At 43.1% G+C, this 23,363-nt stretch carries 19 protein-coding genes, 1 pseudogene and 2 riboswitches; of the genes and pseudogenes, 6 read left to right on the forward strand and 14 right to left on the reverse strand.

All coding sequences use genetic code 11. The annotated features are described in order from the left end of the window. Positions 1-205: 205 nt before the first annotated feature. A pseudogene (locus tag H538_RS25880) lies at positions 206-437 on the reverse strand (NAD-dependent epimerase/dehydratase family protein); the annotation flags it as partial. Between the two features lie 26 nt (positions 438-463). Then, positions 464-844 (reverse strand): VOC family protein, encoded by a 381-nt coding sequence (locus H538_RS0121855; protein WP_026679394.1) that lies wholly within the window; start codon positions 842-844, stop codon positions 464-466. A gap of 166 nt (positions 845-1,010) precedes the next feature. On the opposite strand from H538_RS0121855, the gene H538_RS0121860 reads away from it, so the two are divergent. Beyond that, positions 1,011-1,433, forward strand: coding sequence for a VOC family protein (locus H538_RS0121860; RefSeq protein ID WP_026679395.1), 423 nt, complete (start codon positions 1,011-1,013; stop codon positions 1,431-1,433). Between the two features lie 58 nt (positions 1,434-1,491). Here the strand turns inward: H538_RS0121860 and H538_RS0121865 are convergent, their stop codons facing one another. The 11 genes from H538_RS0121865 to kdpF form a co-directional block, all read right to left on the reverse strand. Then, the gene (locus tag H538_RS0121865) at positions 1,492-2,811 is read right to left on the reverse strand and encodes an MFS transporter (protein WP_026679396.1); all 1,320 of its coding nucleotides are present in this window, start codon (positions 2,809-2,811) and stop codon (positions 1,492-1,494) included. A gap of 325 nt (positions 2,812-3,136) precedes the next feature. Next, a complete protein-coding gene (locus H538_RS0121870) occupies positions 3,137-3,637 on the reverse strand; it encodes a carbonic anhydrase (RefSeq protein ID WP_026679397.1) in 501 nt (166 codons plus the stop codon). Between the two features lie 47 nt (positions 3,638-3,684). Then, the gene (locus H538_RS0121875) at positions 3,685-6,315 is read right to left on the reverse strand and encodes a DUF2309 domain-containing protein (protein ID WP_026679398.1); all 2,631 of its coding nucleotides are present in this window, start codon (positions 6,313-6,315) and stop codon (positions 3,685-3,687) included. Continuing rightward, entirely contained in the window at positions 6,312-7,838 is a 1,527-nt protein-coding gene (locus H538_RS0121880; RefSeq protein ID WP_026679399.1) for an NADH dehydrogenase subunit 5, read from the reverse strand. Before H538_RS0121880 ends, H538_RS0121875 begins: the two co-directional genes overlap by 4 nt. Before the next feature lie 234 nt (positions 7,839-8,072). Then, entirely contained in the window at positions 8,073-8,441 is a 369-nt protein-coding gene (locus H538_RS0121885) for a Na-translocating system protein MpsC family protein (RefSeq protein ID WP_026679400.1), read from the reverse strand. Between the two features lie 280 nt (positions 8,442-8,721). After that, positions 8,722-9,861, reverse strand: a complete 1,140-nt coding sequence (locus tag H538_RS0121890; protein ID WP_026679401.1) for an Ig-like domain-containing protein — start codon at positions 9,859-9,861, stop codon at positions 8,722-8,724. A 157-nt stretch (positions 9,862-10,018) separates the two neighbouring features. After that, a complete protein-coding gene (gene kdpDN, locus H538_RS0121895) occupies positions 10,019-11,167 on the reverse strand; it encodes a KdpD-like non-kinase potassium sensor (RefSeq protein WP_026679402.1) in 1,149 nt (382 codons plus the stop codon). A gap of 59 nt (positions 11,168-11,226) precedes the next feature. After that, positions 11,227-11,790, reverse strand: a complete 564-nt coding sequence (kdpC, locus tag H538_RS0121900; protein WP_026679403.1) for a potassium-transporting ATPase subunit KdpC — start codon at positions 11,788-11,790, stop codon at positions 11,227-11,229. Between the two features lie 25 nt (positions 11,791-11,815). Beyond that, positions 11,816-13,846: a potassium-transporting ATPase subunit KdpB gene (gene kdpB / locus H538_RS0121905; RefSeq protein ID WP_026679404.1), complete on the reverse strand. Its 2,031-nt coding sequence runs from the start codon at positions 13,844-13,846 to the stop codon at positions 11,816-11,818. 20 nt (positions 13,847-13,866) lie between these two features. Next, positions 13,867-15,546, reverse strand: a complete 1,680-nt coding sequence (gene kdpA, locus H538_RS0121910; RefSeq protein WP_026679405.1) for a potassium-transporting ATPase subunit KdpA — start codon at positions 15,544-15,546, stop codon at positions 13,867-13,869. Positions 15,547-15,583: 37 nt separating this feature from the next. Beyond that, positions 15,584-15,661, reverse strand: coding sequence for a K(+)-transporting ATPase subunit F (kdpF, locus tag H538_RS27205; RefSeq protein ID WP_081412781.1), 78 nt, complete (start codon positions 15,659-15,661; stop codon positions 15,584-15,586). 247 nt (positions 15,662-15,908) lie between these two features. Then, a riboswitch (cyclic di-AMP (ydaO/yuaA leader) is annotated at positions 15,909-16,057 on the reverse strand. A gap of 47 nt (positions 16,058-16,104) precedes the next feature. Then, positions 16,105-16,241: riboswitch (cyclic di-AMP (ydaO/yuaA leader) on the reverse strand. A gap of 339 nt (positions 16,242-16,580) precedes the next feature. Between kdpF and H538_RS0121925 the strand changes: the two genes are divergently transcribed. The 5 genes from H538_RS0121925 to H538_RS0121945 all read left to right on the forward strand — a co-directional run bounded on the left by H538_RS0121925 (position 16,581) and on the right by H538_RS0121945 (position 22,324). Continuing rightward, entirely contained in the window at positions 16,581-18,644 is a 2,064-nt protein-coding gene (locus tag H538_RS0121925) for a BglG family transcription antiterminator (RefSeq protein WP_026679406.1), read from the forward strand. A 60-nt stretch (positions 18,645-18,704) separates the two neighbouring features. Beyond that, a complete protein-coding gene (locus H538_RS0121930) occupies positions 18,705-18,986 on the forward strand; it encodes a PTS sugar transporter subunit IIB (protein WP_026679407.1) in 282 nt (93 codons plus the stop codon). A gap of 63 nt (positions 18,987-19,049) precedes the next feature. Beyond that, the gene (gene ulaA, locus H538_RS0121935; protein WP_026679408.1) at positions 19,050-20,426 is read left to right on the forward strand and encodes a PTS ascorbate transporter subunit IIC; all 1,377 of its coding nucleotides are present in this window, start codon (positions 19,050-19,052) and stop codon (positions 20,424-20,426) included. Positions 20,427-20,513: 87 nt separating this feature from the next. Next, positions 20,514-21,371, forward strand: a complete 858-nt coding sequence (locus tag H538_RS0121940) for a transketolase (protein WP_026679409.1) — start codon at positions 20,514-20,516, stop codon at positions 21,369-21,371. Next, positions 21,368-22,324: a transketolase family protein gene (locus H538_RS0121945; RefSeq protein WP_026679410.1), complete on the forward strand. Its 957-nt coding sequence runs from the start codon at positions 21,368-21,370 to the stop codon at positions 22,322-22,324. Before H538_RS0121940 ends, H538_RS0121945 begins: the two co-directional genes overlap by 4 nt. A gap of 304 nt (positions 22,325-22,628) precedes the next feature. Here H538_RS0121945 and H538_RS0121950 read toward each other — a convergent pair whose 3' ends face one another. Then, positions 22,629-23,195, reverse strand: coding sequence for an RBBP9/YdeN family alpha/beta hydrolase (locus H538_RS0121950; protein WP_026679411.1), 567 nt, complete (start codon positions 23,193-23,195; stop codon positions 22,629-22,631). Positions 23,196-23,363: the final 168 nt, after the last annotated feature.

The following is a 23,363-nucleotide window of genomic DNA, read 5'->3' on the forward strand; positions in this document are numbered from 1 at the left end:
ATTTTTGTCCTTGAGACACCTTCTATCGGACATACTTTGGACTCCAACCCTCATTTTTGTCCTTGAAGCACCTTCTATCGGACATCATTTGGACTCCAACCCTCATTTTTGTCCTTGAGACACCTTCTATCGGACATCATTTGGTCTCTAACCCTTATTTTTGTCCTTGAGACACGTTCTGTTGGACATAAACTGAGTACGGCTGCGATTTTATGTGATGGGGAGCGTATCCGCACGTATCGATGACGGCATCCCATTCCCGATTTTTAAGTGATGATACATCGCCATTTCTGTCGCCAACGAGCTGCTCCACTTCTGGAGATGCCCCTTTATTCGTGCCGCGCCTTATACAATGTCACTTCATGCCCTTACTAGTGCTTCCTCTACCAGCGTCTTTCCTAAAAAAAACGCGTGCCTCCCCAAATAAGAACCTTCATAGTTTTCCTTCATTCGGCTTAATGGCTTAGCAATTGCAAATCATTACGACGTTGCCATCCGGGTCTTTTATGTTAAACCAGGCTGTATCGCCTACCCGCTCGATGTCTCTCACGATTTCAATACCTTTTTCTTCAATATAGTGATAGGCTTCTTCAATAGTTGGAGCATAAAGATTGAAAATCGGGCCCGGGCTAGTCACATGTTGAAATTCAAGATCAAAGGTGTGGTCATCTAATGTTAGGGAAGTTGTTCCTACTAACGGCACGTTATAGACGGGGGATTCGACGTGATCGACATCGATGTCCAGCCCCAACAAATCGGAATACCATTTTGCCGAAACTTTCAAATTGGTTACATGAACAAAGACGCCATTCATTTGATTTTGTACGGGAACGGTTTTTTTCATAGTAAGCCTCCTTTTTTCCTTGCCTACTATTTCGCTAGCGGTGCCAGCAGTTCCTTTTTTCATAGTGCCTTTCCCGAGAAGAGTTTCGAAGCAACTTTTTAGAGGAATATTCCGGCTCCTATCGAAAACGATTATGAACGATCCAACTTAATTGGAGGGATAATAAATGAAGCCAAGAATTTCAGTCATTACATTGGGTGTTGATGATCTTGAAAAGGCATTGAAGTTTTATCGGGATGGGCTTGGATTTCCGACAGAAGGGATCGTAGGACAAGAATTCGAGCATGGCGCCGTTGCCTTTTTCGACTTGCAGCCAGGCTTAAAGCTCGCCATTTGGAACCGCAAAGACCTTGCCCATGAGGCAAAAGTTAGTCTCACAGCATCCAGCCCGGCTGAATTCACGCTTGGCCACAATGTAGGAAGCAAGGAAGAAGTCGATCAAGTGATGGAACAGGCCGAAAAAGCCGGCGCTACGATAACAGATCCGGCGCACGACACGTTTTGGGGCGGTTATTCCGGGCACTTCCAGGATCCGGACGGCCATTTGTGGGAAGTCGTCTGGAACCCGGCCTGGGAGCTCGAAGAATAGGCTTGAAACATGAAATCCTCAAATTCCCGGCCGAATTTGAGGATTTTCTATATGCTCATTATGATTGATTCACATTGGGTGGAACGTTATTGATAATGTCCTTACTCCGATTACTCGCCAATTTTAAGGTGAATTGGATGATCAGGCCGATGGCGAGCAGCCCGGATAAGATAAACATCCCTTGAGTAAATGAAACAGTTCCAAATATCATCGGCCCTACAAATCCGCCTAATGCCGCTAAGGAATTGACGAGCGCAATGCCAACAGGCGCCGTAGATTCCGTAAAGAAAAAGGTCATGTAAGCAAAGAAACATCCATTGCATCCATATAATCCGGCAGAGGCGATCGTTAACATGAGCACCATCATAAAGACGCCTTCAGAAAAGCCGCAACCGATAAACCCGATCATCGCAATCAAAAAGCAAACCATTAAATGTTGTTTGTATGAATTCGTCCGATCTGAGTTCCAGCCGACAAACAATAGAGACGGGACGCCAATGATGGGAGGAATCATCGCTAGCCACCCGATTTCTAAATTGGTCGTTGCCTGTTCCGATAAAGATTTAATAATGGACGGCAGCCAGAACGACAAGCCATAAGTGCCTGTATAAGACGTAAAATAGATGAGCGACAGCTTCCAGACTTTCACATCCTTTAACATGTCTAGCTTTGAGGCTTTATTGATTTGCGCACTTGCTTTTCGCTCGGCGTTCAATTCGCCTTCAAGCCAGTCTTTTTCTTCTTTCGACAGCCATTTCGCATTTGCCGGCCGATTGGCAAGGTAAAAAATAACGACAACGCCCAAAATTACCGCCGGGATTCCTTCTAGAATAAACATCCATCTCCATCCTGCCATATCGCTCCAGGAAATATGGTCAAGAATCCATGTTGACACAGGGGCGCCAATTAATCCGCCAATCGGCAACGCCAGCAATAAGGCAGCGGTTGCCCGCCCTCTTTCACGAGCCCTGAACCAATACGTCAAATACAAAATAATACCCGGGAAAAAACCGGCTTCTGCAACCCCTAATAGAAAACGGAGGATGTATAACTGGGTAGCCGTCTGCACAAAGCCAGTTACTATAACGATCAATCCCCATGAAATCATAATGCGGGCAATCCATAGGCGCGCCCCCACTCTATGCAACAACATATTGCTTGGGACTTCAAAAAGGAAATAACCGATAAAGAAAATGCCCGAGAGAAGGCCAAAGACCTCGGACGATAAAGCGAGGTCCGCATTCATTTGCAATGCGGCATAGCCCAGGTTCACCCGATCCAAGTAAGCAACAATATACAGAATAAAAATAAACGGAAGAATGCGTTTCATCGTTTTATTCACTGTTCTTTTTTCAATAGAATGCGCCGATTGATTCATAGATGATTTCCCCCTCTTCTTATTCGATCTCTGTTACTCATGTGAACGCTTGTGAAGCTACTATTTTTCAAAACAAAATCTCTTCGTTCGATCCGCTCCTCCTTGAATACATAAACTTACCTCTTTATAAAATTCTGCATTTTCATAAAAACATCCTGCTTTTTATTCAACAATGAAAAAAAGGGCGCCTTCTTAATTAAGAATTGCGCCCGATTAAATGCCTTGAACAAATATCATTCAATTTTTAAATGATATCCATCTTTTCGAAGCAGATATCAATCAATTTTCGAGTGATATCAATCATTCGACTTCCGCTGATGAAACATTAAACTTCTACTACTTGTTCTTTCTCGCTATTCATAAATAAACCGTGCACCTTGACATGAGAGGGGATCAACGGATGTTGGCGAATGATGTTGACACTTTTTTGTATGCCTTCAGCTACCGTCTCGCTTCCCGCTAACCAATCGTTCACACTGCCATTCGGGAATTCCGGCATGTAATTTTGAAAAAGGGACTCAATGGTCTGGATGTTCTCTTTTACTCGTTCACTATCGTATATTTTGTTTAGTAACTTCTGTTTATCCACTCGGTCCTCTACATTCTCTGTTGTGCCAACAACAAAAATTTCCTCAACTTTTTCCTGATAAACCGCGATGATGATATCTCGCATGACATCGCTGTAAGGGTGTGAAATCTCGGGTCCATAACTGGAAAGAATCAATACATTATTTGGATCGAAATTGGTCGCCTGTTGTAATCGTTGTTCCAAATTTTGATTCATTCCAATTAAAAATAACACTTTTTTGTTTTTATCTAATTTCATCAACTTCACCCCGTTAATTTTTGAAATTTTCCCTTGAGAAGCCGGGACTAACGATGAATTGAAGTCCAGCTCTCCCAGTACCCGTCCGGATCTATCGTTGCGAGATGAATCCAGCCATTTTTAACTTTTTTAAAGAATGCGGGATCACGATCGAGCAATCGCTCTACATGTTTCCGCGGTGCCTGGATCACTACTAATAAACGCAGAGGAGCATGATACGCTTCATGATCCGACTTCATGACCGACTGCCACGGAAGCCCGGTTAACAAGTCACTGCTGTTCCCCTGCATGACACCGAGACCAGCCGTTGGCGTTTGAGTCGCTTTATTCCCACTGCCATAATAGTGAGGTGCAACAGTAGATGCGTAATATTGTAGATTAATCCACTGGGCAACTGTACCCGGGCCGGCGATAATATTAGCAAGTATTTCACCATTTTCATCTGCTTGCCAATCGTAGTTGTGCAAAAAGACCCTTCCCTCAAGATTGCACTCCTTTGTTAGTTCTCGATGGCCGATAATAAACGAAGCGTTACGCGCCAGTCCCCATTCCGGACGTACCTCACTCCAATCTTCTGCAAAGCGCTCTGCCTCATTCTTCGGATCTTTGAGGCGGGATCCCAAATTGGGCAATTCGGCTAATCGCTCTTCATTCGCACGATGACTAACCTGCGGCAGTACAGCCTCGATACGATCAAGTGCGTTTTGAGCCGCCTCTGAAAGCTCCGGAACATACACCCAGCGTAATTCGTCAAGCGTGGTAATATGCTCAGCAGCCGCAAAAACAGTGTCCTCCGGAATCAAAATTCCATCTGCACGAAGAGCCTCCCTGACCTGCGGAAGGTTGCCCAGAGTGGCAAGAACGCGCGCATTGAATCCGCCCGATGCCCCTCCGCAAGCACCACAATCTAATGCGGAAGCATATGGATTATTCGTGCTGTGGCTTCCATGTCCACAGATGACCACTAATGGAGCAAACTGCTTGGTGAGCCCCATCATTTGAAGTGCCTGTCGCACATAATGCACTTTCTCTTCCTCGGAAAAACCAACAGGTAATTCGGTTTCAGAAGAGTGTCTGCAATCCAGAGACAGTTCTGTAGAAGGTTTATCCAACCACCTTTCACGAAATTGGCGGAAAATGCGGCCGGCGCTACGTGGAACTAGACTTCGAGCCAACATTTGCAGGCTAAACCAGGGACCTGTTACTTCCGGCAATACTAAATTGGTACCAGGATTTTGTTTCATTCTTTTAAATGTATAGTGAAGTGAATTCACCACATTTTGGCGCTGTTGATATGGGCCAAATTCACATGAAAACTCTTTTACCTTATGTTTCGGTTCAAGTATGACGGGCAAAGAGGAGTGGGTATGTTCACTTCCTAGTTCACTGGTTTGAATAGGCAATCCGAAAAAACCAGCCATCCCATACGTCTCAAAAGGACCAGCGTGTTCCAGGTGGCGACGAAAAGGCTCTGAACGAACATCGATGCAAAATACAAATTGTGCTAAAGACGTTTTTCCATTTTTAGTTCCAGGTTTCTTTGATAAAATTTTTCCACTTAGTTGATCTGCATATGTTTGTTCCCAGGCTTTTAGCCAGAGATTTCTACGAACCATATCATCAAAGCGGCCTGCGAGAGTTACATATTCTTTTTGTTCACTCTTAGACATCTTCGTCCAGTTTTCAATGGGCATGTTTCCCCAATGGACCCAGGCCGCTATTAACGGAACAAGAGACTCCCTTTCTTCAGATGCTTCCTTAAGAACTTCATGCAAATAAGGTTGAATGAAAGCCCACTCCATAGAGATCCGGACAGCCAAATATTCCGTTAGAAGTAACTTTTCTTGATCAGATTGGCGGGAGCGCCAGAGCATCATACCCGCCCACCCTGGCAAGGAAAGTAAATGTGCTTCAAGATAGTCGACTATTTCTGACTCATTGATAGCAAGCTCCGCTAATGCTTGTTTTAATCCTTCACTTGCCTCTTGCGGCCAATCTTTTAGTCTTTTGCGTTGGGAGGGACTAAGCGCAGGATCGTGCGGAACAAGCCGGCGCCACGCACGATAGAAACCTTCTTCACGATTCGGCAGTGACCAGGCTGCCTGAGAATCATCTAAGTACAACTTACACCACTTAATTACGTGATGATTTAGCGCTTGAGCCACCATTTCGCCCCGTTGCTGCTCTAGACGCACACTTAAAGGTTTTACTGCGGGTTTCTTCGGATTGTCAGGCGCAAGATCACTTAGCTCCTGTGCGATGTTCTTTACCTCAGTTGCTTCCAATAGGTTGGCAGGCAACTCGTCTAACTGAAGTGCAGCCCGGCAAAATCGTTTGACTTCCTCATCTGGTAATTTGAAAGATTGTACATCAAGCCAGCGTTGAAGCTCCATTTCTAAAAAATCTTCATCGATTTCGCCCCGGTTGTATGCGGCCTTGATCATCTTAGTGCTCGGATAGATATCCACATCATGAGTATCTTTAAGCCAGCGTGCCACCTCTTCAAATGAACGTCCTTCAAGCCCTGCCCAGGGATGTCTTGCCGCAAATGTAGTAATCGGCCAAAGCGGTGCAATGACCTGATTTGCGGCCTCCACTAAAGCGTTCAAATCAAGGTTAGATAAATCAGAAGTCAAGTCTTCGTTTACTTTTTTTACTAAGGTTGATGTTCCATTCATTTGTAGTTCCCTCCTCGTGAAATGTATTTCACAAGATAGTTTGGATGACTTTCAACTGTAACAGGATGAGGATCACCCAGGCGCACAAGCCAAAGATAGAGCACAGCGAAAGAACCAGATGAAGCATGACGTCCCAACCATGCTCCTATCGTGTTGCAGGATAATAGGATGAACAGAGCGAAGATCGCTACCAGCATAGATGGCTGTGTATGTTGATATACCGCTTGATGCAACACTCCAGATAAGACGTAATGAATGAAGCCAAACACCAATGCCATTCCTGCTACTACAGAAAATCCCGCCATGCGTTCGATCGTGCCCTGGCCATATGCAATCATCTGTGTCCAGGCAAACGATAGTGACCATCCTAAAATGAGGGAACTTATAAGTTGATAACCCTCACCAGGAGCTGTTAGCCAATAAACAACTCCTACTAAGAGACCTAATACACCCCCTACGACTTTCCAGAAAAATGATAATCGATCTGGTGTCCGCGAGATTCTCTCGTAGTGACGTACCGCAGAACCAGTCTGCATGAACAGGCCTGCTTTAAAAAGCCCATGTAATATGAGATGAATAATGGCTGCCTCATAGGCCCCTAATGCACATTGAACGAGCATAAACCCCATCTGTGCAATCGTAGAGGCGACTAACTGACGTTTGTAATCGACTTGAACCAGCATAATTCCGGTTCCGAGTAAGACTGATATGCTTGCCAGGACAAGTAGAAAAATCTGAGCGAAATCACCAGACAAAAGCGGTGCGAATCGGGTCAGCATAATTCCGCCGACATTCACGAATCCTGCATGCATGACTGCGGAAACAGGTGTCGGAGCAACCGCTGAATCTAACAGCCAGCGATGGAATGGCCATTGTGCGGCTGGTATCACCACTGCCAGTACGAGCAATAGGTTGATCCCTGTCCGCTCCCAGGAGTCAAGTTGCCTTAAACCGTCATCGGATATCGCAAGTGAGAACTGCCAGTGTCCCGAAACTTGCGCTAACCAGATGATTGCTACGAACAAAAACAGCCAGCTAAGCAGGAACTGGCGGCCGGAAAACGAAGCCGCTTTTCTGGCTACTTGCCACTCTCTGTTTAATCCAATGAGCAATGTCATTCCGAGTAATGTAGCCGCCCAACAGGCTAATAGCAAACGAAAATCATTACATAGCCAGGTCATTGAGGCAGCACCTGTCGTGAGTGTCAAAAGGGCAAAATATTTACGATAAGATCGTTCACCAAGTAAGTAACGTACCGAATAACGCTGTACAATCAAGCTGATCGTCAGAATGAAAAAGGCCATCAACCAGCCGAGTGCATCGAAATGCCACGGACCGAAAATCCCATTCGTATGATTCGTTATAAGAGATACAAGAGCGGTCAATGCAGGGAGTGTGATGATGCCGGTGTGTATACGAACAAAAGTTAAGGGAACCCGCGGATGTAACAGCAATACTGCGCTAAGAGCGGCGACTGCAAGTGATACAAAAAACATTGTCGTTAATGATAAGAAATTCAGCATCTAATTCCCCCCTATCGATAAAACTTGAGTGTGCCATCTGAAGATTTAAAAGTGATCGTAAAAACAAAGGATATTTCCTTCATTTTTGTTTCGTTCCTCTCCCTGCTTCACTTGTTAGTCGGGCAGTAAAAAACCGACAATTTTTAGAATGTAGACGGACTTGAGCCTTCATTCTAAAGCTGCCGGTTTATCTTCAACTAACCTTAACCGTTTTTTGAAGATCTCCCTTTACCTTTAATTTTTCAACTTTTTCTCTAAATCATTTTGCAATTTAAATACCATCACCCGTTCTCCTGTACGAGTGCTTATATCTGTGTAAAAACTTTTTACGTGTTCCCCGGTGAAAGTGAGAATAATTTGTTTTAAAGTTTCTTCACCTGACTCAACGAGATCCGATCTCAATCTTTTAACAGATAATATGCCTTCTTTCGTTTCACAAACTGCATATTCAGCAGGAGTCAGAATGCCGCGTAAAACGACGATCACCATATCGCGTAAAATGTCCGTCTTAACGGACACTGAACCACGTCCAAGAAAATCTTTCTCCCATTGGGTGATCGCTTTACTTATTTCTGCTTCGATATATCCTTTTGTCTTATTCATAATAGCCCCCTAAAAAACAAAAAACGGTATACTCCCCATACTAGTCCACTAGCTGAGAAATATACCGATTTATCTTATTCTTTCCTTCTTTATTCTACTTACCGCTTTTTCATCTTCATCAATTTTAATGTATTGACAACATGCTAAAGCAGTTATTCGTAAAGAAGTTAAAAATAACATCTATCGATTACTACGATTCGCTTTTCTATATTTATATATACATGAAAAAATAACGCTCGTCAATATTTTATGATCAAAAAGGGCTTTGTGACTCTAACACTTAATGTTTTACGACTTTTCGAATCGCTGCTTTGCTTTTGTTTCCGGCTTTATCTTTCGCGTAGACGTAAACGTTTGTGCCGGCTTTTTGGGCCTTGATTTTGACACTGTAGTATCCTTTGCTGTTAACTTTACCTGTGCCGATCGTTTTTCCTTTCGCTCTGACTGTAATAGAGGCATTGGCTTCCGCTTTCCCTTTTACGACTTTATCGTTGTCATCGATTCTGTAAATCGTCGGTTTGACCGGGGCAATGACGTCTTTAACTATTACCGTAGTTGCTGAACTTACATTTCCTGCCTTGTCTTTTGCGGTAACCGATAATTTCGTCCCTGCTTTTTGCGTGCTAATTTTAACGGAAAATGTCCCTTTGGAAGATGCCTTTGCATTTCCGAGCGTTTTCTTTCCGGCTTTAACCGTCACCGTTGAGTAAGCTTCTGCCTTGCCCGTCACGACTTTATCATTATTGTCGACTTTATTAACGATCGGTTTGGACGGGGCGGCGGTATCGACATATGAAGCGAAAAGCGCATAGAGATCATCTTCTGTATTGTTATCGAGCATGTCATTATCAAAAGCGGCAACGTAATATGTGCCTGCTTTTTTCACTTCCCACGCTTCATATAACGCTCCCTCGTCATATTCCCAGCCTACTAACTCCAAATTTCCGCTATCTTTAAAGTCCTTTTCAGTCACCGCGTACATTAAATCGATTGCATCCGAATTCGTCGCCCCACCAAGGACCAATGTACCTTTTGATACCTTTATTTTATAGAAGTCGACATCGTCATATGGAAGGAACTGTCCGATTACCGTTTTATCCCGCGGCAAGGTGTTGGCCATTGAAAAATCATCATTCGACTCGGACTCAAATGCGTAGTCATCGTCGCTACTGGAACTTTTCTTGCTGAATGCTTTATAACCTTTTTGTACATTCGGTGAATGAAAGACGTTCAGCCCGGAAGGTTTATTGAAATGGTTCATTTTAAAAGAATGATGAATCAGCTTGCTTTGGACTTCGTTCTTCAACTGAGCCTTTACTGCTTCATGACGGTTGACCTGTGCGTGGGCTGTTGTGCTTAAGGTTAATGATGAAACCAACACCCCTGCTCCGATTATCGATGCGATCCCCGTTTTCTTCATTTTCTCTCTCCCTTATCTTCCTATTTTTGGACTAGCGTTCTGTTAATTTTATCCTATATAGACAAACTTTTTCCATGATTTTCGTTCGACAAAATCGCTGGAAATCCGCGCACAACAAAGCTGCCGATTATGGCAGCTTGCATCAACAGCCTGATAATTACCGCTTCTGATCAGAAACAATATGTATGTCGATTCCCGAAGTATACCTCATAATCGTATTAACGATGGAACCTTTTCTTATTTCTTCCCACCGGCTTCTGGCGGATTGGCCTAAAATAATCTGAGTCACGCCATGTTCGGCTGCAACATCCGTAATCGCCTTTGCAATCTGGCGCTTATTCATTTGTTCCACAATAAAACGGGCATTAAATTGAGCAGCGAGTTTCTTCCAATCTTGAATTTTTCTCCAATCTTCCGCTGACCGGTTCATAGAAGCTTCTTTTGCGACATGCAAAATGATGAGCTCTGTTTTGAGCCTGCTGGCCATTCTCCATCCGCGTCGTATCAACTTTTCCGCATTGCCCCCGTGCTGCACACATACCATGATTTTTTCATTGATCCCTGTAGGACCAGTCAATTGTCCACTTTTCTTTTTTGCTTTTTCAATACGCTCGTCTACATCATCCGCTACTTCTCGCAGTGAAAGTTCGCGTAACGCGCCAAGGTTGCTTTTTGTAAAAAAATGAGTCAATGCTTGCTCAATCTTACTTGGATGATAAATTTTCCCTTCTCTTAACCGTTTTCTTAAAATTTCCGGTGTAACATCCACGAGAATGATTTCACGGGCCATATGAAGAAAGCTGTCTGGAATGCGTTCCCTGACTTTCACCCCCGTAATTTGTTCCACAATGTCATGCAAGCTTTCAAGATGCTGGATATTAACTGCGGATAATACATGGATCCCTGCTTTTAAAATTTCTTCAACATCCATGTACCGTTTTTCTCTCGGGGAGGTTGGAACATTGGTATGGGCTAATTCATCGACCAAAACCAGCTCTGGCGCCCTTTCAATAATCGCTTCAGTATCCATTTCTTCCAGGATCCGGCCTTTATATTCAATTTTCTTTTTCGGGACAATTTCGAGGTCTCCGATTAAATCGGCGGTTTCTTTCCTGTTGTGCGTCTCAATTAGGCCAATGACGACATCAATTCCTTCTGTCTTCAGTTCATGAGCTTCTTGCAGCATGCGGTAGGTTTTTCCAACTCCCGGGGCTGAACCGATGTACACTTTCAGCCTGCCTCTTTTCAACCGTTCAATTTCTTGTAAAATTTCCTCTGGTGTTTTTCTGCGATACTCTGGAAACACATCATCACCCCCGAATCAAACCTATTACCCCGGCCTTAACGGCCGAGGTAAAATTTTAATTACGATTTTAAAAGCTTTTGAAGTTTTATGTTTAACTCTAAAACGTTGACGCGCGGCTCTCCAAAAAGGCCAAGACTTCTTCCTTTTGTTGTATCATCGATTAACGAATTTAATTGAGCGCGGCTTACGCCTGTCGCTTTGCTCACACGGTCCACCTGGAATTTCGCAGCTTTAACTGAAATATCAGGATCCAGACCGGAACCAGAGTTGGTGATTAAATCAACAGGGATGTCTTTCGTATCTACGCCTGGATTTTCTTTTTTCAACAAGTTGATCGACTCATTTGTTCGTTTTAACATCTCTTTGTTCGTTGGCCCGTAGTTATTGGATCCTGAAGCGGCCGCATCATAATGAATAGAAGATACACGTCCGTGAAAATATTGAGGACTTTTAAAATTTTGGCCGATTAATTCCGATCCGACCACTTTACCATCTTTCTCTTTGATCAGGCTCCCATTGGCCTGATCATGAAAAATCATTTGCGCCAATCCCGTCATGGCCAGCGGGTAGGCGATCCCACATACGACGATCATCAACAATGCTAATCTGATTATTTTAAACAAGTAAAACCCTCCATTGTCTTCATGATCATTGCACAAATACACTCACAATGATGTCGATTAGTTTTATCCCGATAAACGGTACGACAACACCACCTAAACCGTAAATCAAAATATTTTTAGATAACAGCTTAGTTGCGCTCATCGGAACATACTTAACGCCTTTCATGGCAAGCGGGATCAACAATGGGATGATGATGGCGTTAAAGATCAAGGCCGATAGAATCGCTGTTGTCGGTGAATGCAACCCCATAACATTAAGCACTTCCATTTTAGGTAAGGCGACAGTGAACATGGCGGGAATGATCGCAAAATATTTCGCGATATCATTTGCGATGCTGAATGTCGTCAGCGACCCGCGTGTCATCAATAATTGCTTGCCTATCGAAACGACTTCAATAATTTTAGTCGGATCTGAATCAAGATCAACCATGTTAGCAGCTTCTTTCGCGGCGATGGTCCCGGAGTTCATTGCCAGCCCGACGTCCGCTTGTGCAAGTGCAGGGGCATCGTTCGTTCCGTCTCCGGTCATTGCCACCAATTTTCCTTTTTCCTGTTCTTTGCGAATCGCCCGGATTTTATCTTCCGGTTTGGCTTCCGCAATAAATTCATCAACGCCTGCTTCTTTCGCAATGGTAGCCGCTGTCAGCGGATTATCCCCGGTACACATTATTGTTTTAATTCCCATTTTCCTGAGTTCATCAAAACGCTCCCTCATGCCTGGTTTAACGGTATCTTTTAAGTAAATTAACCCGAGGATATTGCTGTTATAAGAAACCGCCAGTGGGGTGCCGCCTTGACTCGCGATTTCGTTGCTTTTCGCTTGTAAATCTTCCGGCACCTTTCCGCCCATTTGTTGGACAAACTTTTTAATCGAATCTACCGCACCCTTTCGGTAGTGATTGCCTTCCTGGATTAGCCCGCTCATTCGTTCCTCTGCGGTAAAAGGAATAATTTCCGCTGATTCATAAGAAGAAGCGTCCCAGGAAAACCCTCGTGCTTTCGCCAATTCTAAAACCGAACGCCCTTCAGGTGTTTCATCAAATAAAGATGTAACAACTGCGATGTCAGTTAGTTCCTTTTGTGTAGCACCTGTAACAGGAACAAATTCTGCGGCCAGCCGGTTGCCAAAAGTGATCGTGCCTGTTTTATCAAGGATGATCGTGTTAATGTCGCCCGCTGCTTCCACGGCCTTCCCGGACATTGCCAGCACATTGAAGCGCGTGACGCGGTCCATGCCGGCAATTCCAATGGCGGATAACAGCGCTCCAATTGTTGTTGGGATCAAGCAGACAAGCAAAGCGATTAATGTTGAAAGCTCTAAATGAACACCAACATAGTTTGCGATTGGCAAAAGAGTGACGACGACTAAAAGAAAGATAATCGTTAATGTGACAAGCAAAATATTTAAGGCGATTTCATTTGGCGTCTTTTGGCGTTTGGCTCCTTCAACAAGTGTAATCATCTTATCCAGAAACGATTCTCCGGGATCTGCCGTAATACGCACTTTAATCGAGTCGCTGACCACTTTTGTTCCGCCGGTTACCGAACTGAAATCGCCGCCGGCCTCCTTAATCACTGGCGCTGATTCGCCGGTAATGGCAGATTCATCGATTGAAGCAAGACCTTCAATAATTTCGCCATCTCCGGGAACAAGATCCCCTGTTTCAACCAGAACGATATCCCCTTTTCGAAGTTCATCGGACGAAACCGTTGTAATCGTTCCGTTTTTGCCAATTTTTTTAGCGGTTGTGTCTTTTTTCGTTTTCTTTAAGCTGTCGGCTTGCGCTTTTCCTCTGCCTTCGGCAAGCGCCTCAGCAAAATTGGCGAATACTATCGTAAAGAAAAGAATGAGAAAGACAGCGAGATTGTACCCGAATCTTCCTTCTGCATGAAATGCTGTGGGCATGATCATCATGAGGAGGACAAGGATCGTGCCTATTTCAACGACGAACATGACCGGATTTTTCATCATCACTAATGGATTTAATTTAATCAAACTTGATACGATAGCCTGTTTAATTAACCCAGACTCCTTATTCTGTTTGGATTGATTCATTTTGATTACACCTCTTTTGTTTAACGAATCGACAAATATTCAGCGATCGGCCCAAGAGCCATGACAGGCAAGAATGTTAACGCTCCGACAATGAGGACAACACCTACCAAAATCCCCACAAATAATAAGTGATCTGTTCTAAATGTGCCAATGGTTTCCGGAATGGGTTGTTTTCGAACAAGGGATCCGGCTACGGCGAGCAATGAAATGATCGAAACATAGCGACCCAATAACATGACAAGCCCGGTTGAAATGTTCCAAAATAGCGTATTGTCTCCTAAACCTTCAAACCCCGATCCGTTATTGGCAGCAGATGAGGTAAATTCATATAGTACTTGCGAAATCCCATGGAACCCGGGATTAGAAATCGCGCCTTTTCCTAGCTCAGTTAGAAATGCCAGGGCAGTTGGCCCTAGAATAAGCAACGGATGGGCTAGCAATGCCACCGCAATTAATTTCATCTCTTTGGGCTCGATTTTCCGTCCTAAAAATTCAGGTGTCCGGCCAACCATCAATCCGCAAATGAAGACCCCGATGATGGCATACATCAACATGTTGACAAGCCCTACTCCGTCTCCGCCGAATACCGTATTCAGCATCATCAGGGAAAGAGGCGTAATTTGCCCAAGCGGTGTCAACGTATCATGCATATTGTTGACCGTTCCCGTCGTGGCCGCGGTAGTCACCGTGCTGAACAAGGCCGATTGGGCAATGCCGAATCTTACTTCTTTACCTTCCATGCTTCCTTGCGAGGGATCCAGTCCCATAGCCGTTAAAGCCGGGTTACCATTACTTTCAGCGAAGTAAATAAGAGCGAGAAAAGCCACAAATAAAATGCTCATTGCGCCGAATACGATCCAACCTTGTTTTTGCTTTTTCGCAAAACGTCCATAAGTATACGTTAACGATGCAGGGATGCACCACATCGATAAAATCTCGATTACGTTTGTAAGAGGGGTTGGATTTTCGAATGGATGCGCAGAGTTTGCGCCGAAAAATCCTCCACCGTTCGTGCCTAAATGTTTAATCGCTTCTAGAGCGGCAACGGGGCCAATGGCAATAACCTGCTTCGCTCCTTCAAGTGTTGTCAGCGTAATTGATGGATCGAGCGTCTGAGGAACTTTCAGCCCCACAAGAACTAGCGTCAGAATGATCGACATAGGCATGAGAAGACGTGTATGTCCCTTGATGAAGTCCTCAAAAAAGTTGCCGATAGTGTTCCCTTTCGTGGTAATTCCCCGAATAAAAGCAATTGCCACAACAATTCCCGTAGCCGCAGAAGCGAACATCATCATCATGATGACGGTCATTTGCGAGAAGTAGGAAAGCCCCGTTTCACCGCTGTAATGCTGCAAATTAGTGTTCGTCATAAAGCTGGCAATCGTATTAAACGATAAAGTTGGTTCCATGTTTTTGATCCCGTTAGGATTCAACGGGAGAAATTGTTGCAGGCGCAAAATGACATAACCGGCCGCAACAAAAACAATATTGGTCAACAATAAAGAGATCGTATATTTTTTCCAGGTCATCGGCGCCCTGTTTTTCATTCCGCATATTGCATAAATGCATTTCTCAATAGGCGCGAAGAATTTGTCCGTCTTATTCGGTTCATTGGAAAAAACATGATAAATGTAACTTCCCAATGGTTTTATAATGAAAAGCAGCAGCAAAATGACCGCCGCGATTTGCAATGCATCCATGTATGGTTTCCTCCTAAAAACGTAGAATGCTATTCTTTTAAAATTTTTCCGGGTGGATAAGGGCATAGATCAAATAAATAAAAATTCCCCCCGTCACAATCGCAGTGAAAATCATTGTTTTTCACCGCCTCCGGTTGTACGGTCGCACCACTTGATAAATCCCCATAGGATGCCGAATGTGACAATCATCAGTACAATCATGAAAACATCTTTCAATGAGACTTCCTCCTTTTGATAGCAAATGAAGTGACTTGATTTGGAGTCTGTTTCTTAAAAAAAGCAACAAAAAAGAAGCCTGCGGAAGAGGAACTCTTCCGCAGGCTTCAGGGATCACTAAATAAACCCGTGTGCACACGAAATTTGTTGCCTCTCTCGAAACGCTTACGAGGTTAGCTGACGGATTCGGGCGTGAGAGTCGCCCTACTCGAAAGATCGAGATTCACCCCATGTGGCGCGAAGCCACGGTTGGTTCCCCCGTTTCCCCATGTGAGGAATTAAGCGAAATAGACGCAAAGGTTATGAGTACTATCAAATTTTTTGAATACTATTAATGTCACCTTCTCTCTCCTACCACGCTTACGAAGTTAGCTGACGGGTTCGGACGGCAAGAGTCGCCCGACTTAAAAAGTTTCACCCCAGGAAATTTCTTTCCGATGGTTCCTCCGTTCCAACTTTGGATTCAGCGGTCATTCGAATTTTTAAAAAATGAAGATAGTGTTAATCTTACTCCTTGCTTTTTTGCTTGTAAAGGATGGAATTCATTGAAAATGAACCAAAATATCTGTTTTTTTAAATGAATAATCTTGTATCAATAAGTTTGACCCATCTAATCTTCTTTTTTCTTACGATTTCTTTAAATTAAATGCCCATTCAATTGACGCAACTCTTTTTTCATTGATGGGAATCGCTGAAAATTTCTTATCCATGATAGAAGTTCAGCGCAATTTTGTCCGTCGCTCCTCCCATCAATTGTTCCCAATCACTCACCACCATGAAAGCGTTTTATTATATGATGAAAACAGGAGGTCAAGCCAATGATGATCGAAAAACGTCCCGCGCTTTTGCTCAATTACCTTTTAAAAGTGAAAAATACAACGATGAATCAACTCATGGATTATACCCAATTAACAAAGCGGCAAATTTCTTATGACTTAGAGAAAGTCAATCATTGGTTAAAAGAAAAAGGACTTCCGGTTATTCCATACAAAGGAATTCATTATATCGCGATGCCGGAAGATGTTGTGGAGTATTTTCGAAAGCAGCAAAACCTTATCAATGAACGGGATTTTAATTTAACGGAAGAAGAACGCTTGATCTTTATTTATCTCTATTTGTTTATCCGGCAAGAGCCCATCTCATCGGTTCATTTGACACACCTTTTAAAAGTGAGCAAAAACACCGTCATTTCCGATGTCAAAAAGGCGAATGACGTGAACAGCCCATACCTTGTTGAAATTCGTTATACCCGCCAGCGAGGCTATCATCTAATTGGAACAGAATTGGACAAGAGAGTTCTCGTCATGAAGCACTTATCCGAGTTATTACAAGTGCCGTACGGCGAGAAAATGATCGATTACCTGCTAAACGAAGGAAATGAGTATTTTCGCTTCGATCATATCCACAGCAGCCTCAAACACATTGAAAAGATGTTCGGACTGCAATTTGTCGAAGAACGGTTACTTCAGTTTTCCTATTTTCTTAAATTCTATTATTTCCGTCAAAAAGAAAAAAAGTTTGTCCGATTCCACTCTGATGAAATGAGTGTATTAAAGAAAGAACGCATGTGGTCGGTAGCGGAAAAGCTATTTCTTCTGCTCGGGCTGGAGGAAGAAGAATCGGAGCTTTGTTACTTCACGATTCAGTTGCTTGGCCTGTCGTTAGGCAGCGTTTCTGTTCAAGACGGGGACCGCGATTTGCTCTTTAAGCTTTGCGAACAGCTTGTGCTTGATTTTGAATCAAAAGCGTGCATTGCCTTTGAAAAAAAGGATGAAGTGATTAAAACGCTTTACCAGCATATTAAGCCAGCTTATTTTCGCATGAAGTACCGTATTCCCATTACCAATCCACTTCTCGATCAAATTAAAAGTGAACATCAAGAGCTTTATACCATTGTGAAGGAAATGCTTCTTCCGATCGGGTCATTGCTCGGCATAACGATTCCTGATGAAGAAGTTGGATTCATTGCCATTCATTTTGGGGCTCTGCTAGAAAAGCCGAAACAAATGATGCCGAAGAAGAAACGAGCTCTTGTCGTTTGTCCGAGCGGGATTAGCTCTTCCTTAATGGTCAAACACCAGCTGGAATCGCTTTTCTCAGAAATTACGGTTGAAAGCACACTATCACTGCAGGAATTCCAAGAAGGGAAATTTGAAGGGTATGATCTGATTTTTTCAACAGTGGGACTAGAGACGACTCTTCCCTGCTTTCATGTCAAGCCAATCATGACACCAGTTGAAAAAAATAGCTTGGTCAATGAAGTGTATCAGCATCTTTTTGGATTTCAATACCGAAATTTATCCTTAAAAGAACTCATGCACACGATTGAGCAATTCGCAAATGTTTATGATGAAGAAGGGTTGAAAGATGCGCTCAGCAAGATGACCTTCCATAAAAAAGTAGATGTTTACAGGGGGAGACAGCCAGTGTTGCACGATCTATTAAAAGAAGAAACGATTCAAATCATTGAACAGCTTTCCGATTGGGAAGAAGCTATACGAGTAGCGGCCCATCCGCTGCTGAAAAAAGGGGCCATTGACACATCGTACATTGATGCGATGATCGAAAATGTGAAGACGGTAGGCCCATATGTCGTCATTGGCCCTGAAGTCGCCATCCCTCACGCACGTCCCGAAATGGGAGTGAACCAGGTGGGGATGAGCTTTTTAAAGTTAAATAAGCCCGTATATTTTTTAAACGACGAAAAGCATCCCGTGCGATTATTGTTTTGTATTGCGGCAATTGATAATAAAACACATCTTAAGGCACTTTCACAATTGACAAAGTTGCTAAGTGAAAAAGCCAACATCGAACGATTAAAAGAGCTAGAGTCGATCGACAAAATCTCTGAATTATTTAAGCACTATTCTGCGATCGCTTAATTAGGCAACAAGTCAGGTAGTTCATGAATTTTTGAAAAAAAACCTTTAGGAGGAATGACGATGAAAATTTTAGCAGTATGTGGTTCAGGTTTAGGAAGCAGTTTCATGCTTGAAATGAACGTCCAACAAATCTTGGCGGAACTTGGAGTAAGCGGTATTGAAGTAGAGCATTCTGATCTAAGCTCTGCAACTCCAGATTCAGCGGATCTATTTATTGCCGCTAAAGACATTGCCGAAGGGATGGGGCATTTAGGAGAGCTTATCGTCATCGATAGCATCATTGATATGGATGGGCTTCGCTCAAAACTAACGGATGTGTTAAAGCAAAAAGGGCTTCTATGAGCGTAGATTCAAAAGTTGCCTTTCCAATGTTTGAATAATAAAAGCAAAAGGAGGCTTCTATCAATGGGGGAACGATTTCTTAAATTGATCATGGATATTTTAAGTCAGCCAGCCGTTTTAGTTGCGCTAATCGCACTTATTGGCCTCATTATTCAGAAAAAGCCTAAAAGTGAAATTATTAAAGGAACGACGAAAACATTTCTGGGGTTTCTTGTTATTTCAGCGGGGGCTGGAATTATCAGCAGCTCTCTGGAACCTTTCGGAAAAATGTTCCAGCATGCGTTTCATGTAACGGGGGTTGTACCGAATAATGAAGCCATTGTTGCCATGGCGTTAACCAAATATGGGAATGTAACTGCCTTTATTATGTTCTTTGGAATGCTGGCGAATATTTTGATTGCACGCTTTACGAAGCTGAAATATATCTTTTTGACAGGCCATCATACGTTATACATGGCTTGTATGCTCGCGGTGATCCTGGTCGTATCAGGATTGAGGGGAGTTTCGCTCATTATTGTGGGCTCTCTTGCCCTTGGATTAATCATGGCTGTTTTCCCTGCGATCTGCCAGCCATTTATGAGGAAAATTACTGGTAACGATCAAGTAGGATTCGGACATTTTTCAAGCTTAGGTTATGTTCTTTCCGGCCTTGTTGGAATGGCTGTCGGAAAAGGCTCCCGGTCTACTGAAAAAATTAATTTTCCAAAGTGGCTAGGATTTTTGCGTGATAGCTCTGTAACTATTGCATTAACTATGACCATTCTTTATGTCGTAATCGCTCTGTTTGCTGGTCCTGCTTATATTGAAAAAGAGCTTAGTGGAGGAACTCATTATCTTGTTTTCGCACTGATCCAGGCGGTTACATTTGCGGCAGGGGTGTTTGTAATTTTATCAGGTGTTCGGCTGGTGCTGGCAGAAATTGTTCCCGCATTCAAAGGAATTTCAACGAGGCTTGTCCCGAACTCAAAGCCGGCCCTTGATTGCCCAATTGTTTTTCCATACGCGCCAAATGCCGTTTTAATTGGGTTCTTCTGCAGCTTTCTTGGTGGTATTGTTGGGATGATTATCCTTGGCATTGCTGGTTCGGTGATTATTCTGCCAGGTGTTGTTCCTCATTTCTTTACTGGCGCGACCGCTGGAGTGTATGGCAATTCAACTGGCGGCATTCGCGGCGCAACGATTGGTTCGTTCGCAAATGGCTTATTCATTACTTTCCTGCCAGTCTTCTTAATGCCGGTTCTAGGCGATCTTGGATTTGCAAGCACGACCTTCTCAGACGCCGACTTTGCTGCATCAGGAATTGTGCTTGGGCATGTTGCCAGGTCGTTCGGCGCTGGTGGTGTAACGATTACCGTCGTTGCCTTTGTCGTGCTCGCTTTCTTATTTGCGATTTTCAAAAAAGATAAACAAAGAGATGGATCAGCTAAAATTGGAGCTTAACTTCTAAGAATAGGCGATGGGGGTACAGTTGATACGGGAGTTTGCTGTACCTTCCTGCTGCATTTTTTCATTTAAAGGGAGGTTTTTATGGACATTGATTTACGAAAATTGGAAATATTTCGCGATAAGATTCGATTACTGACATTAAAGGAACTGCACCATATGGGCTTTGGGCATTATGGCGGAAGCTTGTCAATCATTGAAACTTTAGCCGTCTTATATGGGGAAGTGATGAAGGTAGATCCGAATAACCCGGATTGGGAGGCTCGCGATTATTTTATATTATCCAAAGGACATGGCGGACCTGGACTTTATGCCACATTAGCGCTAAAAGGATTTTTCCCTGAAGAAGTCCTCTATACGCTAAATCAAAATGGAACTACACTTCCTTCGCATCCCGACCGGAATTTAACACCCGGTGTGGATATGACTACAGGTTCTTTAGGCCAGGGAATTTCGGTTGCAGTTGGCGTCGCATTGTCTCATCAACTATCAAATAAGGGCAATTACACTTACAGCATAGTGGGTGATGGAGAATTAAATGAAGGCCAGTGCTGGGAAGCCTTCCAATTCGCGGCCCATCACAAATTGAATCGCCTTTTTGTGTTTGTTGATGACAATAAGAAACAGCTGGATGGCCCGACAAAAGATATTATTGATCCGCTAGACTTTGTGGAAAAATTTAAAGCGTTTGGCTTTTATACCATGAAAGTAAATGGAAGCTCACTAGAGCAAATCTACAAAGCAATCCAAAAAGGAAAAGCACAAACCGATAAGCCCGTTGCTATTATTTTGGATACGATGAAAGGCCAGGGTGTCCCGTATTTAGAAGAAAAGGCAGATAACCATCACATCCGTCCAAATCCAAAAGACGAAGAAGCCATTTTAACTGCGATTTCAGAATTGGAAATTAAACTTGGAAAGGCAGGGGCAATGACGATATGATTCAAACATCATCCAAAACGTATGAATTAGATGACATTGAAATGCGGCAAATGTATGCAAGCACACTTCTGGAATTGGCACAAAACAATCCAAATGTCATTGCCCTGGAAGCCGATTTGATGAGTGCGATTTCAACGAATAAAATTATCGGTAAAATCCCAGGGCAACTGATTAATTCCGGGATTATGGAAGCAAATATGATGGGCGTTGCCGCTGGTTTAGCGCTTACAGGCAAAATTCCTTATGTTCATTCCTTTGCCCAGTTCGTCACTCGGCGGGCATTTGACCAGCTGTTTGTTTCAGGGGCGTATGCGCAATTGAATGTAAAAATAGTAGGATCAGACTCTGGCGTTACCGCGGAGCATAATGGCGGCACTCATATGGCCTTTGAAGACTTAGGGCTTGTTCGCCTCATTCCAAATGCGAATGTATATGAAGTGAGCGATGCTGTCCAGCTAGGCTACTTGCTCCGAAAAATTGAAAAGGAGTACGGAATCCATTATATACGGACCATCCGTAAAAAAGCCGTAAAACTTTATGATGAAAATGAAACCTTTGAATCTGGTAAAGGCAAGGTTCTTCGCGAAGGAAGCGATGTTACCATCATCGCAAGCGGCATTATGGTAGCTGAATCATTGAAGGCGGCAGATCTTCTTCAGGAGCAAGGCATTAACGCTACAGTTATTGATATGTACTCGATTAAGCCAATCGATAAAGACTTGATCGTGAATTACGCAGACAAAACAAAAGCCGTTGTAACAGCAGAGAATCATAACGTTATTGGCGGATTAGGAAGCGCAGTATCAGAAGTATTAAGTGAACATTGTCCGACCCGCATGCGGCGAATTGGGGTCAAGGAGCAATTTGGTCAGGTTGGAAAAGCCGAGTATCTAAAGGAGTTTTACAAGTTAACGGCAAATGACATCGTTACCGCAGTAAAGGAAATACAATAAAATTCAATTCTGGCCTGATTTTTTGAAAACATTATATTAGATGTTTAATGACGTGTGCCAAATCACACGTCATTTTTGCGCCCTCCTGAAATCGATAAAGCGTTATTTATCAGTCAATACAGAGCAGTTATCAATCAATTTTTTTATGTTATCTATCTTTTCGGAGCGGTTATCAATCATTTTTTATCTGATTTCAATCTTTTTGCGGCGAGTATGAATCGTCCCCCGATCCGCTCGGCTTGCTCGCTCGTCAAATGATCCAAAACGGGCTGCATGCTGGAGACGATGACCGTGGGCCAACGATTTACTTCATTTTCATCATTTGATTTAAAAGATCATAAACCAATGGGAAAGCAGTGAAGCCGTCATCTTCCAGAAAATGGCCACCTTTTTCAACAGGATAAAATGAGGCATCCAATTGGTTGGATAAATTTTGGCTCAATTGAAAAGGAACAATATCGTCATCTTTTGCAGCAATAACAGCACGCGAATGGGTTGCGGAAATGATTTTTTTATAATCCACTTTGTTCTCCGTAAAAGGATCTAGTGAAGGCAAGGATGATAACGGTTCAGAAAAGCCAGAAACGAGAATGAATCCTCCAAATGGCGGTAACTGTTCCAGCTGTTCTAGATAATTTAATAATGTGATAGACCCGAGACTATGGGTTACAAAATACGTGTTGTTATCTAAGTTCTTTATCGAATTGGCTAATGTTTTCAACCATTCCTCTTTTTTAGGATCAGACGAATTTGGCATGTGAAGGACCGAAACTTGATTACCATCTGCGATCAATTTATCTTTCAACCACGGGAACCAATGATTGGCGGGTGAAGCTCCGTACCCATGGATAATATATACTTGTTTTGCCATTGGTACTCCTCCTTGTTTTATGTATTTAAAAAACAGTATAAAACTGATAAATGAAAAAACTCAACAGGAAAGCATTTTTTCAATAAAATTAGGCGCTGCATACCCAGGCTTTAATTTTTCTCAGAAATTATGGTAACGCGTTCATATTTTGGTTATTCTATGCTATAG

The organism is Fictibacillus gelatini DSM 15865 (assembly GCF_000430745.1).
In the GTDB taxonomy this organism is placed as follows: domain Bacteria; phylum Bacillota; class Bacilli; order Bacillales; family Fictibacillaceae; genus Fictibacillus_A; species Fictibacillus_A gelatini.

What these genes read in the sequence shown, in the direction of transcription:
- H538_RS0121855 (WP_026679394.1), bottom strand. Translation starts at nt 844, where the DNA reads ATGAAAAAAACCGTTCCCGTACAAAATCAAATGAATGGCGTCTTTGTT.
- H538_RS0121945 (WP_026679410.1), top strand. Translation starts at nt 21,368, where the DNA reads ATGATTCAAACATCATCCAAAACGTATGAATTAGATGACATTGAAATG.
- kdpA (WP_026679405.1), bottom strand. Translation starts at nt 15,546, where the DNA reads ATGGATGCATTGCAAATCGCGGCGGTCATTTTGCTGCTGCTTTTCATT.
- H538_RS0121865 (WP_026679396.1), bottom strand. Translation starts at nt 2,811, where the DNA reads ATGAATCAATCGGCGCATTCTATTGAAAAAAGAACAGTGAATAAAACG.
- H538_RS0121950 (WP_026679411.1), bottom strand. Translation starts at nt 23,195, where the DNA reads ATGGCAAAACAAGTATATATTATCCATGGGTACGGAGCTTCACCCGCC.
- H538_RS0121880 (WP_026679399.1), bottom strand. Translation starts at nt 7,838, where the DNA reads ATGCTGAATTTCTTATCATTAACGACAATGTTTTTTGTATCACTTGCA.
- H538_RS0121860 (WP_026679395.1), top strand. Translation starts at nt 1,011, where the DNA reads ATGAAGCCAAGAATTTCAGTCATTACATTGGGTGTTGATGATCTTGAA.
- H538_RS0121885 (WP_026679400.1), bottom strand. Translation starts at nt 8,441, where the DNA reads ATGAATAAGACAAAAGGATATATCGAAGCAGAAATAAGTAAAGCGATC.
- ulaA (WP_026679408.1), top strand. Translation starts at nt 19,050, where the DNA reads ATGGGGGAACGATTTCTTAAATTGATCATGGATATTTTAAGTCAGCCA.
- H538_RS0121875 (WP_026679398.1), bottom strand. Translation starts at nt 6,315, where the DNA reads ATGAATGGAACATCAACCTTAGTAAAAAAAGTAAACGAAGACTTGACT.
- H538_RS0121940 (WP_026679409.1), top strand. Translation starts at nt 20,514, where the DNA reads ATGGACATTGATTTACGAAAATTGGAAATATTTCGCGATAAGATTCGA.
- H538_RS0121925 (WP_026679406.1), top strand. Translation starts at nt 16,581, where the DNA reads ATGATGATCGAAAAACGTCCCGCGCTTTTGCTCAATTACCTTTTAAAA.
- H538_RS0121930 (WP_026679407.1), top strand. Translation starts at nt 18,705, where the DNA reads ATGAAAATTTTAGCAGTATGTGGTTCAGGTTTAGGAAGCAGTTTCATG.
- H538_RS0121890 (WP_026679401.1), bottom strand. Translation starts at nt 9,861, where the DNA reads ATGAAGAAAACGGGGATCGCATCGATAATCGGAGCAGGGGTGTTGGTT.
- kdpF (WP_081412781.1), bottom strand. Translation starts at nt 15,661, where the DNA reads ATGATTTTCACTGCGATTGTGACGGGGGGAATTTTTATTTATTTGATC.
- kdpB (WP_026679404.1), bottom strand. Translation starts at nt 13,846, where the DNA reads ATGAATCAATCCAAACAGAATAAGGAGTCTGGGTTAATTAAACAGGCT.
- H538_RS0121870 (WP_026679397.1), bottom strand. Translation starts at nt 3,637, where the DNA reads ATGAAATTAGATAAAAACAAAAAAGTGTTATTTTTAATTGGAATGAAT.